The organism is Bowmanella yangjiangensis, from assembly GCF_018531185.1.
GTDB classification, from domain to species: domain Bacteria; phylum Pseudomonadota; class Gammaproteobacteria; order Enterobacterales; family Alteromonadaceae; genus Bowmanella; species Bowmanella yangjiangensis.
In genome coordinates, this window is sequence record NZ_JAHDJU010000001.1 from 1,541,655 (window position 1) to 1,559,397 (window position 17,743).

Genomic DNA, 17,743 nt, shown 5'->3' on the forward strand with positions numbered 1-17,743 from the left:
TTAAAGCGCTGAAGTAAGGAAAACCGATGGCACTCCACCCTCTGGCAGGACACCCCGCCACTGAAGAACAACTGGATAACATTCCCCGGTTGGTTGCGGCTTATTACACTAACAGGCCCGACAAATCTGCTCCGGAACATGCTGTCATGTTCGGCACCTCCGGGCATCGTGGCAGTTCGTTGAATTGCACCTTTAACGATGCGCATATAGCGGCTATCTGTCAGGCACTGGCTGAATACCGTTTGGCGAATAATATTGATGGGCCACTGTTTGTGGGCATGGATACCCACGCGCTATCTGAGCCAGCTTTTATTACTGCGGTGGAAGTGCTCAGCGCTAACCAGGTACAGTTAGTGGTAGAAGCTGGCCGTGGCTATACCCCAACACCAGCGGTTTCTCTCGCCATTTTGAATTACAACCGTGGCCGAACCAGCGGTTTTGCTGACGGTATTGTTATCACGCCGTCACATAACCCGCCTCAGGATGGGGGCTTCAAATACAACCCGCCCCATGGTGGTCCGGCAGATAATCAGGTTACTGATCAGATTCAAACTCGTGCAAACGATCTCATCGCTAAAGATCTGCAGGGGGTAAAACGCCTGGATTTCAATCAGGCGCTACGCAGTGGCTATGTGCATGAACGTGATTTTGCCGAGGATTACGTTCTGCAGCTTGATCAGGTTGTGGATATGCAAGCAATAGCTTCGGCGGGCCTAAAGTTAGGCACGGATCCCCTTGGTGGAGCAGGTTTGGCCTATTGGGATCGCATTGCCGAGCGTTATAAGCTGGATATTCAGGTGGTTAACCGCCGAGTCGACCCCGCCTTTTCGTTTATGCATTTGGATAAGGATGGCAAGATCCGTATGGATTGTTCCTCTCCTTATGCCATGGCCGGTCTTATCAGTATGAAAGACCAGTTCGATTTGGCCTTTGGTAACGATGCAGACTTCGACCGTCACGGTATCGTGTGTAAATCCTCCGGCCTGATGAATCCTAATCACTACCTGGCGGTAGCGATTGATTACCTGTATCGCCATCGTCCGCAGTGGAGTGATAAGCTCAAAATAGGCAAGACCTTAGTGTCATCCAGCATGATTGACAGGGTGGCCGGGGCCTTGAATCGTCCTTTGGCTGAGATGCCGGTGGGCTTTAAGTGGTTTGTGCCTTATATGCTGGATGGCAGCATGGGCTTCGCTGGTGAAGAAAGCGCAGGCGGGATTTTCCTACGTCGGGACGGTACCAGCTGGGCCACCGATAAAGACGGTATCATCTTGTGCTTACTGGCGGCAGAGATTCTGGCTGTGACCGGAAAAGATCCAGGCCAGGGCTATCAAGGGCTGACTGATAAGTTTGGTGCGCCTAGCTATAAGCGTATTGACGTAGCGGCCAATGCCACGCAGAAAAAACGTCTGTCCAGCATGACACCTGAGGTTGTGACGTCAAAGCAACTCGCAGGTGAAACCATAGAGCAGATCCTGACCCGAGCGCCAGGCAATGATGCGGCCATTGGTGGACTGAAAGTGGCGACCCAAAACGGCTGGTTTGCAGCCCGTCCGTCCGGCACTGAATCGGTTTATAAGATATATGCGGAGAGTTTTAAAGGCGATTCACATTTGCAGTTGCTGATTGAAGAAGCCCAAACTCTGGTAAATCAGGTGTTTGACGCGGAAAGTTAAAAAATTGATCCAGCATTCCTGGTTGAATGTTAACGTAATGTATGTGATGCCCGGTTTATCCGGGCATTGCTTTTTTTGTTAACCTGGTCGCAACAAAATTGCCATTTCAATTCCGTTCAAAAACATTACACTCAAAGCGTATTTGTAATTAAATTACAAAACAATCCGGCTGCATTGGCTAGACTAATGTTTCTGCTTGATATCCATGTGCAGCCTGGTAGCCGGGAATGAGCACTCGGTATTTGACCAATAAGAATAGCTAAACAGACCTGCCTTTTCGCCTTGGCAGGTGGTGTATTCCAAAGGGGATAGCAATGAACACGACGGGCAACTCGGCATTACATCCACAGCAGGCAAAAGCAATAACGGAATTGGATAAGAACGACATTAAGCAAGCCATTATCCGTCATTTGCATTGTTCCCTGGGAACCGATGAGAACAAAGCGAATAATCACGCTTGGTGGAAGGCTACCTGTGCTGCTGTCCAGGAACAGGTGATGGAGCGTTTGCGCATCACGCAAAAAACCCACTATATGAACGACACTCGTGCGGTGCACTATTTCTCAGCCGAGTTTTTAATGGGCCGCTTAATGTCTAACAATCTGCAAAATCTCGGATTGTTTGATGCAACCCGTCAGGCCTTGGTTGAGTTAGGTGTAGATATTAACGATGTGATGGAAGAAGAGCCGGACATGGCCCTGGGCAATGGCGGCCTGGGACGATTGGCTGCTTGTTTTATTGATTCGCTGGCCACCTTACAACTGCCGGCTATTGGCTATGGTCTGCACTATGAGCATGGCTTGTTTCGTCAGGAGATTCAATCCGGCGCGCAAATTGAACGGCCAGATAGCTGGCGTGATTACGGTAATCCCTGGGAAATATGTCGCCCTGAGTCAATTCAGGAGGTTTCCTTGTATGGTTATGTGGAAACCAAATACGGTGACAACGGCCAGATCCACAAAGAGTGGCACCCTGGCTCTATTGTTCGTGGTGTTCCCTGGGATATTCCAGTGGTTGGCTATGGCGGTAAAACCGTTAACGTTCTGAGGTTATGGGAAAGCCGGGCATCCGGCTACTTTAACTGGGATGTGTTTAATGCCGGTGGTTATCTGGATGCACAGCGCGAAAACGTGCAGGCCGAAACTATCTCCAAGGTCTTGTACCCCAATGATGAAACTGAAGCTGGCAAAGAGCTGCGTTTAATTCAGCAGTACTTTTTCTGTGCCTGTTCACTGAAAGACATCATCCGCCGTTACAAGCGGGCCCATGGTGATGACTGGAGTCGTTTCGCCGAGCAGGTGGTTATTCAGTTAAACGACACCCATCCGGCAATAGCCATTGCCGAGCTGATGCGAATCCTGGTGGATAGGGCGCAAATGAACTGGGATAAAGCCTGGGAAATTTGTACCCATTCCTTTGCATACACTAACCATACCTTGTTACCTGAAGCGTTAGAGCGTTGGCCAGCCCGTATGCTGGAAAAAATTCTGCCACGTCATCTGGAGATTATCTACGAGATCAACCATAGATTTATGGCGCTGGTGGATAAGACCTGGCCGGGTAACGATGTGGTCAAGCGTAAGCTGTCCATCATCGAAGAAGGCAGCGAAAAGATGATCCGCATGGGCAACTTGTCGGTGATAGGTTCATTCGCGGTAAACGGTGTCGCGGCCATTCATTCTAAGTTGGTCAAGGAGCAATTATTCCCCGAGTTTGACCAGCTTTGGCCTGGTAAGCTAACCAACGTAACCAACGGAATTACGCCGAGACGATGGCTAAAAGCCTGTAACCCCAAATTGTCTGAGTTGATCAGCAGTAAACTGGGTGACGAATGGCCACTTAAGCTTGATCAATTGCAAGGTTTGGCAAGTTTTGCTGATGATAAAGCCTTTCAGCAGCAGTTTATGCAGATTAAGCATGCAAACAAACTGCTGCTTGCCGAGGAGGTAAAGCGTCTGACGGGGGTTGAGTTGGATGCCAATATGATCTTTGATGTGCAAATTAAACGTCTGCATGAATACAAGCGCCAGCATCTTAACCTGCTGCATATTTTGGCCTTGTACCGGCGTCTGCTTGAAAACCCCGACTATGATATGCATCCACGCGCATTTTTATTTGGGGCTAAGGCCGCTCCGGGCTATAAGTTGGCCAAAGACATCATTTATGCCATCAACAAAGTGGCAGACAAAATCAATAACGATAAGCGGGTAAACCACAAACTGAAGGTGGTATTTTTGCCTAATTACCGAGTCAGCTTAGCGGAGAAGATGATTCCGGCTGCGGATATTTCCGAGCAGATTTCAACCGCAGGCAAAGAGGCTTCCGGTACCGGCAATATGAAATTGGCGTTAAACGGTGCAGTGACGGTCGGAACGCTTGATGGTGCCAATATTGAGATTGCCGAGGAAGTTGGTGAAGACAATATCTTTATTTTTGGCCTGACAGTTGAGCAGGTACACAAGATGCAAAAGGCGGGGTACAGCCCCTATGACTACTACGATACCAACCGGGAAATTAAAGCCGTATTGGATTGGCTGGAAACCGATTATTTCACTCCAGGTAAACCCGGCGAGCTAGTCAGTGTTAAACAGAGCCTATTGGACGGTGGTGATCCATATATGGTTCTGGCCGATTTTGAAGCTTATTCTGATGCACAAAAGAGAGCAGATGGGGCCTATAGGGACAAAATTCGCTGGGCACGCATGGCAATATTGAATACTGCCAGAATGGGTAAATTTACCTCAGATCGCTCTATTAGAGACTATGTGGAAAAAATTTGGCGCTTGTCTTCCTGCAAGGTAGACTAGCCCGAACAACCAGCAGGGTAAGCTCTACACTGGATGAGTGCTTGTGCTGCGTAAGGTTGACTAAGGAAGCGTCTGGCAGATTGCCTCGCTTCCTGACGTTTTTGGCTGCATGAGGCGGCATGAAAATGGTGGTGCGTACTGCACCAGGCCGGTGTCTTGTGGATAACGGCTGTCGGTAATTCAGAGGTGAAGCAGTACTCAATGAGTGTTTCATACCAGTCCCTGGCAACTATTCCCAATCGCTATGCGTTTTTTCATCGCATTGAACAGGCTGTTGAGGCCGATGCTCAGTTGTCTCTGTTATTTATTGATGTGGTGCGTTTCTCCGATGTCAGCAGTAGTTTTGGCTATAAAGTCGGCGATTTAATTCTTGAGGAGTTGGCGCGGCGTATTAATGCCTTGTTTGGTCCTCGTTGCTTACTGGGCAGGGTTAGCGGTGATATTTTCGGCCTGATGATCCCAGGTACCCACAGCGATGCGCAGTTGAGGGGCTTTTACAGCCATTTAATTGAGCACTTCAAAGCGCCTATCGTATTTGACGATAATGCCTTTGTGGCTGATTTTAATGTCGGTGCCGTGGCGAATTTGCCAGGTAATGAGGATGCTTCCCGGCTGTTTTCCGGCGCTGAAATGGCGCTAAAGCAAGCTAAGCAAAACAAGTACGATAACTTCCAGATCACCCGTTTGCAGGAGAAACCTGAAACGGGGCGTTCCCTGGCACTGAAAGCCGATCTTAAACGGGCCTTTGCTAATGAAGAGCTGGAGCTGTATTTCCAGCCCAAGGTGGATCTGGGTACCTTCAAGGTGGTGGGAGCGGAATGTTTGCTGCGTTGGAATCACCCACTAGATGGCATTATAGTGCCTGGCAGTTTTATTGAAGCCGCCGAGTCTTACAACATGATGAATGAAGTAGGCTACTGGGTGCTGGAGAAGGCGTTTGAAACAGCGCTTTGTTTAGAGAGCCTTGGTCTTAATATCCAAGTCTCAGTAAATATATCTCCCACACAGTTATATGACTCTCAGTTTGTCAGTAAGGTAAAACGTCTGGCCGATAAGTACGCAGTCGATCTGTCTCGTCTTGAGCTGGAATTAACCGAAGATGTGGCACTATCCAATTCGTTATTGGTGAAGCGACAGTTATCACAGATAAAAGCCCTGGGATTGTCCATCGCTGTGGATGATTTTGGCAAAGGCTACTCAAATCTGGCCTATATCCGAGATATCGAGCTGGATACCATTAAAATTGATAAGACCTTTGTGATGGGACTGGACCGAAATCCGGTGAATAAAGCCATTATTCAGGCTTCTCAGCTTATTGCCGGGGCCCTCGGCTGCCAGGTCATCGCCGAAGGGATCGAATCGGTTGAACAACTGCACGCATTGCGCGAAATTGGGATTAGCAAAGGACAGGGCTTTTTATTTTCCAAAGCGGTACCTTTTGAGCGCCTGGTGGAATTTATTCACAGTGATTTGATAGTCGGAGACTCGCTGGCTTATCGTGACAGGGTTAGCTGATCCTCTGCACCCGACTAAGTGATTCTGGTACTATAAGCGACCAAATTCATTAGCCAGGAACCCTATGTCTATCGAGTTGTTGCGTTCGCACGGTCAATTTCTCTCTCTTAGCCGCCAATCTCCCGCGCTTTTTACTGCGCCTTTTGCATTCACTTTAGACAATGGCACCCAAGTGGAAATCAGTGCGCCAGGTATTATTAGCTTTACGCCCGTATCTCCCAAAGGCAAAGACATCGTGTTGTCCAGCGGCGTGCACGGCAATGAAACGGCGCCCATTGAGATATGTGACGAGCTGGTTCAAGCTTTGCTAACGGAAACACTGACCGCTTCTCACCGGGTGTTGTTTTTGTTCGGTAACCTACCTGCAATGGACTTAGGTGAGCGTTTTGTCGAAGAGAACATGAACCGCTTGTTCAGCGGCGCTCACTCGTCAGGGCCTGGCCTTGTTAATCAGGAACGTGTGCGAGCTAAAGCACTGGAATTGGCTGTTGGGCATTTCTATCGACAAGGTGAGAAATTGGGCCAGACCTACCGCTGCCATTACGATTTACATACCGCTATCCGCGGTTCGAAGAATGAAAAATTTGCCGTTTATCCCTTTCGTCATGGTCAGCCTTGGAAGAAATCGCAATTACAGTTCTTGTTTGCCTGCGGGGTAAATACGTTCTTGTTATCCAATAGCCCGACCACCACCTTTAGTTATTTTTCCTCCAACGAGTTTGGTGCTGATGCCTTTACCGTAGAATTGGGTAAAGTGGCGCCATTTGGGCAAAATGACATGCAGCGTTTTCAACAGGCCAGAGATACCTTGCTGGCATTGATAAGCCAGGAGGCGTTGTCACTGCCCGAGTATAATCCTGATGCAGTGCTGGTATATAAAATCAATCAGATTATTAATCGCACACAGGAAGACTTCCGGTTGAATTTTGCCGATGATGCGCCCAACTTTACTGATTTTCCCAAAGGTTATTTGTTAGCGGAAGAAACCGGTGCTCAGTATTTTGCCGAGCAGGAAGGGGAGGCCATAGTTTTTCCCAATGCTAAGGTGGCCTTGGGGCAACGTGCGCTGTTAACTGTGGTGCCAACCAGCATCTGACTTACAAGTCGTTGAGGGAAAAATCCTGTCGATAAAGTGACAGTCTGAGCTTCTCTACCAGGCTGTCATTTGTATCCAAACTGGCAGCCAGATAGGTAAGCTGATCCAACTCAGGGATCATGTAAACGAACTCCACGTCTTGTTGGGTTAGATTTAGATTGTGCAGCATCTCGTCGATAACATCCGGGTCTTCAATAATCAGATCGACTTTGCCTTTACGCAGCAACTCCCAGGATTGCTGGATGTCGGCGGTGAGAAATAGTTGCTTGCCTTGTTCGAAGCCGCTTTGCATCAGCACATCTACCGCCACATCCTGACGCTGTACCGCGGTGATGTAGCGCCGCCCCTGTTCTAACTGTGTGATGGTGATATCTTGGTTGCGTTTGAGCTTAAGAAAGCCAAGACGATAACGGCCGACTGGGCCTATCCATTTAAACTGAGCTTCCCGTTCGGGCGTTTTCGCCATCGCATAAATTAATGTGGATGGTCCTGCCAATGCCTGTTCATAGGCTCTGGCCCAAGGGTAGGCCTGAATCTCGGCCTGGAATCCTGCACCATTTACCACCTTACGTACCCGTTCGGTCACTATGCCGCCTACCCGATCTTCTTCCCAGGTTTGTGCTGGAGGCGATATCTCGGTAACCACTCTCAAACTGCTGGCCTGTGCGTCGAAGGAGAGTAACAAGGCAAGCAGCAGAAGAAATCCTGGTCGTTGGCAAGCGGTGTAAATTGAGTTGGTCAGGTGCAGCACAATTGGGTATCTTTGAAGGCATTCTGTTTAAGGCTACTCATTTAATTAGCATGTTTCAACTTGATCACCGCCTGCAGCAGGATTGCCTGCTGGTTACCGAGCTCCCCTTAAGTCTGGTTTTGTTGATGAACGATAGCCAATATCCCTGGGCGATACTGGTTCCCAAAATCCAAGGGGCAAGGGAAATTCTGGATCTGTCTATTGCTCAGCAACAACAATTTTGGGTTGAGTCAGCCTGTCTGACCCGGGCCATGCAGAAACGGTATCAGCCCGATAAAATGAATCTGGCTGCACTGGGAAATGTGGTCGAGCAACTGCATGTGCATCATATTGCCCGATTTCGTCATGATATTGCCTGGCCTGCTCCCGTGTGGGGGAGGCATCCTGCTATACCTTATAAGCCAGAACAGGCAGCCGAGGAATGCCAAGCGATTAGTCAATTGTTAGAGGAGCTTAAAGCATGATAATTACGACCACGCACCATTTAGAGGGAAAGGAAGTTGAGGCCTATCTAGGTGTTGTTGTCGGCGAAGCCGTGATGGGGGCCAACTTGTTCTCTGATCTATTTGCCTCAATTCGCGATATTGTTGGTGGGCGCAGTGGTTCATATGAAGATGAGCTCACCAAGGCCCGCAAAATTGCTTTTGCTGAGTTGGAAGCAGAAGCCCGATCACTAGGTGCAAATGCCGTCCTGGCGGTAGATTTAGACTACCAGGTGGTGGGCAGCAAAGGCAGTATGCTTATGGTCAGTATCAGCGGCACTGCTGTTCGCTATCGAGGTTAGCGCGACAGGATGACTTAGTCGTCATCCTCATCCCAGGCTGATCCCTTTTGGTTTTCCGTTTTGTCTTGCGGTTGTTTATCCTTGAGGCTGGGAAGTTTGTGATTGGCACTTTGCTTGAGCAGCAGTAAGTTACTGACGATAACACCAAGTACCAACAGGATAATCAGAGCGACTGTCCAACTCATGGTTAATTTGCCTCTGTGTTTAATTGGATGAAGCGGTAGTAGATGTCTGGCAGATTAGCCAAAATGACTTCTTTGCCCAGAATATCCAATTCTTCAATGCATTGCTGTAATGTCGTCAGGCATAGCTGAGACTGCATCTGGTCGGCACAACGACGATGGCTCAAATGCCAAGGTTCGGTGGCGATGCCACCGGTGTATTGCTGATATGGTTGGAAAAATCCCAAACGCTGGGCGTTTTTATCCAGCCAGCAGGCTAACTTATGGCAAGGGCCGCCTTGGGCATATTCTTGCGGGATTAACTGAAATTTTCCAGGCCAGTTATTTACCGCATCCGCATCATACACATCTAAATCCGTGCCCCAATGATGACGGCTGGCCCCAGGCAGGGCCGACCAGGTCAAAATAGCAAAGAGTTTTTGTTGATCTGAGAGCTGATTGATATCCATCGGCCTGCTGTGAATATCCAGAATCGGTCGTTGCCCTAGCCATTTGGCATTCCAAATAGCCAACTGGCGGGCACAATCACGAAAGCTGCTGACCGGCTGTAAGTCGATACCCTCATTATTAGCAGCCTGAGTCATATGTTCCATGGCCTCGGCAACTTGCGGTTGCAGCCAATGGCCGGGGCGCCACTCAATCAGGTGGCTGCGATCCCGACCGGTTAGCTGCAAGGCGCTTAGCATAGCAAGCCTTCTAGTAACGCTTCGTATGTGTCAGCCAGTTTATACAGATCCTCAATTTTCACGCACTCATTGACCTTATGAATGGTGGCGTTGACCGGTCCAAGTTCGATGACCTGCGCGCCGGTCGGGGCGATAAAACGTCCGTCCGAGGTACCGCCAGCGGTGGATAACTCGGTTTCCAGTCCGCAACCTTTGCGAATTGCCTCCCGGGTAGCGTCTACCAGCTTGCCGCTGTCAGTTAGAAAGGGTTGGCCGTTAAAGGTCCATTCCAGATCGTACTCCAGTGCATGTTTGTCCAAAATCGCACGAGTACGTTCAATCAACTGCTGATCGGTTACTTCGGTGCTGAAACGGAAGTTAAACTGAACAGCGAGTTCGCCGGGGATCACGTTACCTGCGCCAGTGCCGGCCTGAATATTGGATATCTGGAAACTGGTGGGGGGGAACGACGCATTGCCCTTGTCCCATTCGATGCCAGCCAATTCGGCCAGCGCCGGTGCCGCTTGATGCACTGGGTTACGTGCCAGATGTGGGTAGGCCACATGTCCTTGAATGCCTTTTACCTGCAGGTGACCGGTTAACGATCCACGGCGGCCGTTTTTGACGATATCGCCTACCTGGTGTGTGCTGGAGGGCTCACCCACAAGGCACCAGGTAATCTTCTCATTGCGGGCTTCGAGCGTGTCAATGACCCTTGTGGTACCGTTAATAAATGGACCTTCCTCATCGCTAGTAATTAAAAAAGCGATGCTGCCCAGATGTTCAGGGTGTTTTTCCACAAAGCGTCTGGTGGCAACTAACATGGCTGCCAGGCTGCCTTTCATATCGGCGGCACCTCGGCCGTACAAGTAACCGTCCTTCTCCGTCGGTTTAAAAGGCGGGAACTGCCACTTATCCAATGGCCCGGGTGGTACCACATCGGTATGACCGGCAAAACAAAACAGCGGGCCTTGTTTACCCTTGCGTGCCCACATATTCAGGGTGTCTTCGAAATGCATCATTTCGATATCAAAACCCAACGGACGCAGAAACTCCGCCATTAATGTTTGGCAACCGGCGTCTTCCGGGGTAATGGAGTCTTTTTCTATCAGCGCTTTGGTTAGCGCCAGTACATCATTTTGCATTGAACAGGCTCGCGTAATCATCGGCTTTAAAACCGACTTGGTAGTCTTGGTTGTGTTGCAGTAATGGCCGTTTGATCATGGCTGGGTACTCACACATCAGCGCAATGGCTTTGTCTGCGTCCATATCGGCCTTCTGAGTTTCATTGAGTTGACGGTAGGTGGTGCCACGAGTGTTGAGCAAGGTTTGCCATCCCACAACTTCGGCCACCTTGCGCAGCCATTCGCCATCCAGCCCCTGAACGCGGTAATCGTGAAATTCATAAGGGATGTTGTGCTGCTCCAGCCAGGTTCTGGCTTTTTTGATAGTGTCGCAGTTTTTAATGCCGTACATGGTGGTCATGGGATGAGTCTTGTTCGAAACTAAGGGGCTGCAAGCTTAGCCTAAAGTGATGCGCGATTGAACCTTCTGCCCCTGTCTGGCTATACCAAATACTGTCAAATCCATGCGATTTGGAATTAGCCTTAACGCCCGCCAGCGCTAGCGAAAATGCAGTGTCATGCAAGGCTCTTGCCCCGCCAACATACTGTGGCAGTGAGCCTGGATGCCGATGAGTTTGCTGGTTTGTGAAATCAGCACCAGACAATGAGCGATACCAAAGCGTCGCTTGAGTAAATTCAGATCAAAGTCCATCAGTGCCTGACCCTGCGTAAAAGCCTGACCACTGCGCAGCTTAGCCCTGAATCCTTCGCCCATAAGCTTGTGGCTGTCTATCCCTAATTGGATGAGCATCTCTAGTCCCTGGCGGCTACGCAGGCGCAATTGTTCGCCGCTGGCGGTATGGTCTTGCAAAATACCGTCGAAAGGGGCTTGCAGGCGATGGCCGGCCATATCTATGGCGACCCCAACACCAAAAAGCCCATTGGCATAGGCTGGGCTTGGCACATCGTCGAGCAAGCCGACTTTGCCGCTAACGGGAGCCAATACAGGCAATTGCAAGCGCGAACTCTCGGGGGCGCTGGAGCTAACTAAGTTGCAGGGATTCCACATCTTAGTCGACCTTATAGCCATCTTGTTGTAACGCCTGAATCGCCCGCTCGAGATCCGGCTGTTTTACCAAAAAGTAATCAGTTTCGAAGGTTGAAACGACAAAGATGCTGACCCGAGCTTTAGCCAGAACCGAACCTATACTGGCCATGATGCCCACCATAGAAAGCTGCAGCGGGCCTAAAACCTCCAGTATCCGCCAACCTGCATCACAGCTTTCAGATGTCAGTGACAAGGTATCAGGCACCACAATGGATAACTCGTCGCGGGTTCGGCCGATAAAATATAAAGGTTGCGTTAATACTTCTGCGGGTAACTCGGCGTCCTGGGGAAAACTATGAATGCTGAAACTTTCAGGTAACACGGCGAGGGTTTGTTTAGACATGGCGCTTCCTTTGTGGCCAGAGACCGGATCGTTATTGTGCGCAACGGCTTGAGTGGGTGCAAGTTAGTAGATCTGGCTATTCCGACAAGGTTATCCACGATATCTGTGGATAACCTTGTTGAGTTCTCGTTATAATCTAATTATCTAATTGATATTAAAGTGAAAAGTTATCCTGCTCGGTTTTTCTACAGTGGCGATAAAATCAACGATTATGGCTGTTTTTTACTAAAGTCAACCTTAAATTAGTGATTTTAAAGCCTTGACGAAGGGGCTTGGCATACGTAAAAGAGGCGGTCTGTGAATAACACCCAACAGGTACCTTGATGTCGGTATTGGAACTCTATGCCGGGCCTGCGGCCTATCGGCAAATACAAGATGAAGGACTGCATGCGGATCTGTTTGATTACATGCTCGGCGCGTCGGGCGGACCAAAGTGGTTTGTGTTGGCCGGACTGGACAGGGTGATTTTTCCACAGTTATTTGCTGGGCGTGACAGACCCATCCATGCTATTGGCTCGTCGGCTGGTGCATTTCGCTTTGCCTGTTTTGCTCAAAACGACTCGCTGGCGGCAATAAACAGACTGGCTGAGCGTTATTCCCACACTGTCTATTCGGCTAAACCTGATGCAAGAGAGATCAGTCTGAAAGGCTGGGAATTGCTTGATTATGTACTTGGCGAATCGGGAATCAGCGAGATACTGGCTAACCCGATCGTTAAAGCGCACTTTATCGTGGCCCGGTGTCGTGGCTGGTTAGCGCGTGAGAGCAAACCTTTGCAAATGAGCGGGTTGCTGGCCAGTGCCGGTGCCAATCTACTAAGGCGTCGCTGGTTGTCAGGCTTTTATCAGCGTTATAGTTTTGGTACGCCAGGCAGTGAATTGCACATTCAGGACCCAATGGGAATGGCCAGTTATCAGGTGCCGCTCAGTGATGTCAACCTCAAAGCCGCGTTGATGGCTTCTGGCTCTATTCCGCTGATACTGGAAGGGGTTCAGGATATCCCCGGCGCTCCCCCTGGTATGTATAGGGATGGCGGTATCATCGACTATCATTTTGACCTGTCTTTTGGCCCGATGCCGGGCTTGGTGCTTTATCCACACTTTAATCGTCGTGCAGTCCCGGGCTGGTTTGATAAGTCCCTTGCTTATCGCCGTCCTGCCCACTCGAGCTATGACAAGGTGTTAATGGTTGTGCCTTCCGCCGAGTTTATTGCGTCGCTCCCCTTTGGCAAAATCCCGGATCGCAAAGATTTTGAACAAATGCCTGCTGAGCAGCGCATTCCCTACTGGCAGAAAGTGTTAAGTGAATCCGACCGTTTGGGCGAGGCCTTTTCGCAGTTGCTGTGCAAGCGGGATATCGCCAGCCAGATCCGCCCAATAGGCTTTACCCGCTAGTGGTATAGAGTGGACTTGTAAGACGAGTCTGACAGCCAAACTACAATTAGATTACATTTCTGTAAGGAATGTTTACATCCCATCTTGTCGTCTCTAAGGTGCCAGTGAACAGAATAATTGGACAGGCCAGTGATTCTTTTTACATCAGAAGTGGTCCCCCGCGCTGAGTGGCAATTTGGGATACCGGTATTTCTCCTTGAGAGTCCTACCCATTTATTGCCCCCTAATGGGGTATTGATCACATGGCACTGTTTTAACACTATTTTCTTGAATTCCTCAGGTGTGTTGCGTAGCCATCACCCTGGACGAGTCTGTTTGGAGAGGTGACATGAATAGACCTTTGAGGGGGCTAGTGCTGACCCTGCTGTTAGGCGCAGGAAGCAAGGCGGCGATAGGGCATTCCAGCGACATTTTTTCAGTGTATCGCGCGCCGCTGTGCGGTTGCTGCAAAACCTGGGAGACGCATGCCGAGCTGCAAGGTTTGCAGTTGCAGTCCCAGGTGCATGACGACATCAGCTTTATAAAAGCGCAACAGGGTATTGCACCGCGTCACCAATCTTGCCACACCACAGTATCACCACAGGGTTTTGTGTTTGAGGGCCATGTCCCGGCCAAGTTTATTAAACAGTTTTTAGCCGAGGCACCAGCCGATGCCATAGGTTTAGCCGTTCCTGCTATGCCTTTGGGCAGCCCCGGAATGGAGATGGGCGACCGTTTCACCCCTTATCAGGTATTACTGTTGTTAAAGGACGGACAGGCCCAGGTTTATGCCAAGGTCACGCATTATGAGGAGCAGTTCTAGTGCGTACAGCAGCGTTGTTATTCATCCTTTGCAGCCAAAGGCCTGATAGCGGAGATTGGCTATGCTAACTGTCACCGCTATTTTATTGATTGTGGCTCTGGCCTCGTTGTTAGGCTGGCTTTTCTACCTGCGCAGCCGCCCACAAGGTGCTGTGTCTATCATGGCTAAGGCTCGTAAGTACCATAAGTGGCTGATGGGCATTATCGGTATTCAGTTTTTGATTTGGTCAATCAGCGGTGCCTACATGGTGTTGGTGGATATCGACTTTATTCATGGCGATCATTTGGCCAAGCAAACCGATGCCAAGCTCAATATGGCTGAAGTACAAGTGGATATTACCCACATACTGGCCCATTACCCAAAAGCAGAAAATATAAAACTCAGTTTGCTTGGTAGCTTACCTGTATGGCGTTTACAGGTAGATGGCGAAAAGCTAATGGTGGATGCGACCAATGGCGCTGCATTACCCCCTTTGTCTGAAAGTCAGGCTATCCGCTTGGCGAAGGATCTATACAGTGGCAGCTCACAAATAGTGTCCAGTCAGCTTCTCACTGAACATGCGCCGCCTGAACTGTCACCCCGGCACTTGCCCGTATGGCGGATAGAGTTTGCCGGGATGGTTAGTCCAACCTTATATATTACCCAGCAACAGGGGGAGTTAGTTACCAGACGACACGACTTCTGGCGAGTGTTTGACCTTATGTGGAAGCTACACATCATGGATTACGATGATGGCGAAGATATTGACAACTGGCTACTGCGTATTCTGGCCATTGTCGGTGTATTGGCTGCATTGACCGGCCTGATTTTGACCATCCTGCGTTTTGCCCAGCCAACCTCGCGTAAAGGAGGTCCCCATGAAGCTCATTAAACAACTGCATAAGTGGGTATCGCTGTTCGTGGGGCTGCAATTTATGCTGTGGCTGATAAGCGGTGTGTATTTTAATTTTATGGATCACCACAAAGCCGCGGGTAGCACATATCTGGCCGATGCCCCCGCGCCAGCCACTTTTTCATCACTGGTGCCACTGCCCGTTATGCAAGGGGTGGAAGAAGTCCGGCTGGTACAGCTATTGGAAAAACCCTATTACCTGCTGGTAAAACAGCGTCCTCTTTACGCCTACTGGTTGGGCCATTATGAACTAGTGGATGCGCTCACAGGCACGCCTCACCAGGTAGACAGTGTCATGGCCGAGCAGCTTGCCAGAGCATCATATTCCGGGCCGGGGCTGCTGGCCGACGTGAGTTTATTGCAGCCGCCAATTGCTGATTTGCCCAAAGAGCGCAACGCGATGTGGCGTGTAGCCTTTGACGATGACATTCAGACTGCCGTTTACGTACGTCAGCAAAGCGGAGAGATAGCGGGTCACGTGGATACCCACCGGCGTTTGAGGGATGTGTTCTTTACCCTGCATTTCATGGATTACGCCAGCGAGGGCAGCTTTAACAATATCCAAATTATGATTATGGCGGTGCTTAGCCTGTGGCTGGCTGTGACGGGCGTAATCTGGATAGTCGCCTTGGTGAAAGACGGCCAATATCGTCCGGCTTTTGGTGACCAAGTCCATGCTTTACAGCTAACCAATGCCCAAGGAGTATCCGCAGGAAGGCTTGAAATGGATGCCAATGTGAACCTGTACGACGGTTTGGCCAAAGCCGGTCAATTGCTGCCATCTAGCTGCGGAGGCGGGGGAACCTGCGGCTTGTGCAAAGTGCAATGCCTTGATGCGCCGACATTTACATCAGCCGATGCAGAGGTGCTGACTGAACAGGAACTGGCTCAGGGCTGGCGATTGGCGTGCCAACATCAGGTGAAAGATTTCACTGACATATGCTTACCCGAGACGTGCACCAAAGTAGACAAGCACGAACTGCAATTAACCGCTGCCCGCTTTGTCACCGGCAATATCAAAGAGCTGACCTTCCGAAGTCTTGCTGGGGTGCCGCTGGCATACCAGGCTGGTGCCTATATGCGTTTTGATATACCAGCCGGCAGTCAGCCTTCTGTGCAACCAGAGCAGCTAAGCCTGGCCGAAGATAATCCATGTTTTGAGCGACAAGCCTGCCAACGTAACTATTCCCTGGCGGCACCCGAAGGCGAGCGAGAGCTGGTATTTAACGTGCGCCTGCACTGTGCGCCCAGTCAACAAGTACCGCCGGGCATGGGCTCGAACTATTTATGCCATTTGCAACCGGGTGACAAAGTGACAGCATTCGGGCCGTTCAGTGAATTTAAGCTGATAGAGGGTAGCCAGAAGCCGGTTGTACTGCTGGGTGCCGGTTCAGGTATGGCACCACTTAGAGCCATCTTGCTTGAGCTTTTGAGGCGAGACGATGCTGATAGGCCGCTGTATTTCTTTTATGGTGCCCGCGCAGAAGGTGACTTGTTGTACTACGACGAGATGATGCGCCTAAGCAGCTTGCACAGTCGTTTGTCCTATTACCCTGTGTTATCACAACCAAGCGAGCAGTGGACCGGTGCCACGGGCTATGTACAGGATACGCTGATGCTCAATCAGCAACTGCTGGGCGAGCTCAAAGAGATGGAATATTACCTTTGTGGCCCAGTGGAAATGATGCAGCAGACCATCGCTATGCTTAAGGCTGCTGGCGTGGCGGATGAGGCCATTCGGTTTGACAGTTTTGGTCAGCTTCCCTCTTTAGTAACAGGGAACGATGAGGTTAAACGGTAGCGGTCAGCCGGGTAATACAAAATGGCAATACTCACCGGCACGCCTCTGGAGCGGGTGTGCCGAGTGAGCTTCAGGCAAGGTGAGTCATCTTGAATCGCCAGAGTGTCTTTGAGAGTCGCACTGGGGTTGATGGCTTCCAATGTCAGTTGTGATTCAGTAAGTGGAGCGAGCGAGCTGAGGTAAGCATGTGTGGTGATGCGGCTAAAGTCCTGCTGTAAAAAGTCTGGAAAGTGCTCGGCATTTACGAAGCGCTCCTCCAGTTGGATGGGCCGGCCATCTTCAAAATGCAGGATCACCACTTTAAACAGGGTACCGCCGTCAGCTGCCAGAGCAGCAGAAAGATTGGGATTGGGAAATAAACGCATACGGCTAATGAGTTTTGCCGAATGTTGATGGCCGCGATGGCGAATCTCATCGGCAATATTGTGGATTTGCAAAAGCGAGCCGCGATAAATGGGTGAGTTGACAAAACTGCCGACCCCGGCAATACGGGTTACTTTTTGCTCGGCAACCAAGGTATCGACTGCTTTGCGGGCAGTCATGCGACTGGCAGCAAAGCGTGCGGCCAGTTCACTCTCTGAGGGTACGGGATGCCCCTCTTGCCACTCACCGCTGTCGATTCGTTCAGCGATGAAACTGGCAATGGCTTTGTACTTGGGTAACACCATCTGCGTTTATCCAATGCCGGAAGCCGCCGAGTCTGACACGGCTCAGGAACTGCCGATTTTATCGGCAAATTGCTTAAAAACATCAACTTACGCCTTTGGTACGAGTTTGTAAATACATGCTATCAAGGCCTAAATTGGGTATTAAGCACCCCTGTATATACAGGTACATAAAACACAAACCGCACGATTCGCAGT

Annotated in this window: 18 protein-coding genes; 10 read left to right on the plus strand and 8 right to left on the minus strand. The window is 50.1% G+C overall.

Annotation, left to right across the window (positions count from 1 at the left end; genetic code table 11):
• The first annotated feature begins 26 nt into the window (after positions 1-26).
• The 4 genes from pgm (at position 27) to astE (ending at position 7,094) form a co-directional block, all read left to right on the plus strand.
• On the plus strand, positions 27-1,676 hold the full coding sequence (gene pgm / locus KJY73_RS06905) for a phosphoglucomutase (alpha-D-glucose-1,6-bisphosphate-dependent) (protein ID WP_214341870.1): 1,650 nt from the start codon (positions 27-29) through the stop codon (positions 1,674-1,676).
• A gap of 314 nt (positions 1,677-1,990) precedes the next feature.
• A complete protein-coding gene (locus tag KJY73_RS06910; RefSeq protein ID WP_214341872.1) occupies positions 1,991-4,483 on the plus strand; it encodes a glycogen/starch/alpha-glucan phosphorylase in 2,493 nt (830 codons plus the stop codon).
• Between the two features lie 201 nt (positions 4,484-4,684).
• Entirely contained in the window at positions 4,685-5,998 is a 1,314-nt protein-coding gene (locus KJY73_RS06915; RefSeq protein WP_214341894.1) for a putative bifunctional diguanylate cyclase/phosphodiesterase, read from the plus strand.
• A 64-nt stretch (positions 5,999-6,062) separates the two neighbouring features.
• Positions 6,063-7,094, plus strand: a complete 1,032-nt coding sequence (gene astE / locus KJY73_RS06920; protein ID WP_214341897.1) for a succinylglutamate desuccinylase — start codon at positions 6,063-6,065, stop codon at positions 7,092-7,094.
• Position 7,095: 1 nt separating this feature from the next.
• Here astE and KJY73_RS06925 read toward each other — a convergent pair whose 3' ends face one another.
• Positions 7,096-7,845, minus strand: a complete 750-nt coding sequence (locus KJY73_RS06925) for a substrate-binding periplasmic protein (RefSeq protein ID WP_214341900.1) — start codon at positions 7,843-7,845, stop codon at positions 7,096-7,098.
• 50 nt (positions 7,846-7,895) lie between these two features.
• Here KJY73_RS06925 and KJY73_RS06930 point away from each other — a divergent pair, with 50 nt between their 5' ends.
• Together KJY73_RS06930 and KJY73_RS06935 are read left to right on the plus strand one after the other, a co-directional pair.
• Positions 7,896-8,309 (plus strand): HIT domain-containing protein, encoded by a 414-nt coding sequence (locus KJY73_RS06930; protein WP_214341903.1) that lies wholly within the window; start codon positions 7,896-7,898, stop codon positions 8,307-8,309.
• Complete coding sequence (locus tag KJY73_RS06935) at positions 8,306-8,629, plus strand: heavy metal-binding domain-containing protein (protein WP_214341906.1); 324 nt, start codon at positions 8,306-8,308, stop codon at positions 8,627-8,629. Before KJY73_RS06930 ends, KJY73_RS06935 begins: the two co-directional genes overlap by 4 nt.
• 14 nt (positions 8,630-8,643) lie before the next feature.
• On the opposite strand, the gene KJY73_RS06940 is transcribed toward KJY73_RS06935, so the two are convergent.
• From KJY73_RS06940 to KJY73_RS06965, 6 genes are all read right to left on the minus strand, one after another.
• On the minus strand, positions 8,644-8,814 hold the full coding sequence (locus KJY73_RS06940; RefSeq protein ID WP_214341910.1) for a DUF2897 family protein: 171 nt from the start codon (positions 8,812-8,814) through the stop codon (positions 8,644-8,646).
• 2 nt (positions 8,815-8,816) lie between these two features.
• The gene (locus tag KJY73_RS06945) at positions 8,817-9,497 is read right to left on the minus strand and encodes a M15 family metallopeptidase (RefSeq protein ID WP_214341912.1); all 681 of its coding nucleotides are present in this window, start codon (positions 9,495-9,497) and stop codon (positions 8,817-8,819) included.
• Positions 9,491-10,621 (minus strand): succinyl-diaminopimelate desuccinylase, encoded by a 1,131-nt coding sequence (gene dapE / locus KJY73_RS06950; protein WP_214341916.1) that lies wholly within the window; start codon positions 10,619-10,621, stop codon positions 9,491-9,493. Before dapE ends, KJY73_RS06945 begins: the two co-directional genes overlap by 7 nt.
• Positions 10,611-10,961: an ArsC family reductase gene (locus KJY73_RS06955; protein ID WP_206593676.1), complete on the minus strand. Its 351-nt coding sequence runs from the start codon at positions 10,959-10,961 to the stop codon at positions 10,611-10,613. Before KJY73_RS06955 ends, dapE begins: the two co-directional genes overlap by 11 nt.
• 138 nt (positions 10,962-11,099) lie before the next feature.
• A complete protein-coding gene (locus tag KJY73_RS06960) occupies positions 11,100-11,609 on the minus strand; it encodes a PTS sugar transporter subunit IIA (RefSeq protein WP_214341917.1) in 510 nt (169 codons plus the stop codon).
• 1 nt (position 11,610) lies between these two features.
• Positions 11,611-11,991 (minus strand): ACT domain-containing protein, encoded by a 381-nt coding sequence (locus KJY73_RS06965; RefSeq protein WP_214341921.1) that lies wholly within the window; start codon positions 11,989-11,991, stop codon positions 11,611-11,613.
• 323 nt (positions 11,992-12,314) lie between these two features.
• Between KJY73_RS06965 and KJY73_RS06970 the strand changes: the two genes are divergently transcribed.
• The 4 genes from KJY73_RS06970 (at position 12,315) to KJY73_RS06985 (ending at position 16,880) form a co-directional block, all read left to right on the plus strand.
• Positions 12,315-13,385, plus strand: a complete 1,071-nt coding sequence (locus KJY73_RS06970; protein ID WP_214341923.1) for a patatin-like phospholipase family protein — start codon at positions 12,315-12,317, stop codon at positions 13,383-13,385.
• A gap of 328 nt (positions 13,386-13,713) precedes the next feature.
• Positions 13,714-14,187 (plus strand): DUF411 domain-containing protein, encoded by a 474-nt coding sequence (locus KJY73_RS06975; protein WP_214341926.1) that lies wholly within the window; start codon positions 13,714-13,716, stop codon positions 14,185-14,187.
• Between the two features lie 61 nt (positions 14,188-14,248).
• Positions 14,249-15,058, plus strand: a complete 810-nt coding sequence (locus tag KJY73_RS06980) for a PepSY domain-containing protein (RefSeq protein ID WP_214341939.1) — start codon at positions 14,249-14,251, stop codon at positions 15,056-15,058.
• On the plus strand, positions 15,045-16,880 hold the full coding sequence (locus KJY73_RS06985) for a 2Fe-2S iron-sulfur cluster-binding protein (RefSeq protein WP_214341952.1): 1,836 nt from the start codon (positions 15,045-15,047) through the stop codon (positions 16,878-16,880). Before KJY73_RS06980 ends, KJY73_RS06985 begins: the two co-directional genes overlap by 14 nt.
• Here the strand turns inward: KJY73_RS06985 and KJY73_RS06990 are convergent.
• Positions 16,835-17,548, minus strand: a complete 714-nt coding sequence (locus KJY73_RS06990; RefSeq protein WP_214341953.1) for a UTRA domain-containing protein — start codon at positions 17,546-17,548, stop codon at positions 16,835-16,837. The genes KJY73_RS06985 and KJY73_RS06990 overlap by 46 nt on opposite strands.
• Positions 17,549-17,743 lie beyond the last annotated feature (195 nt).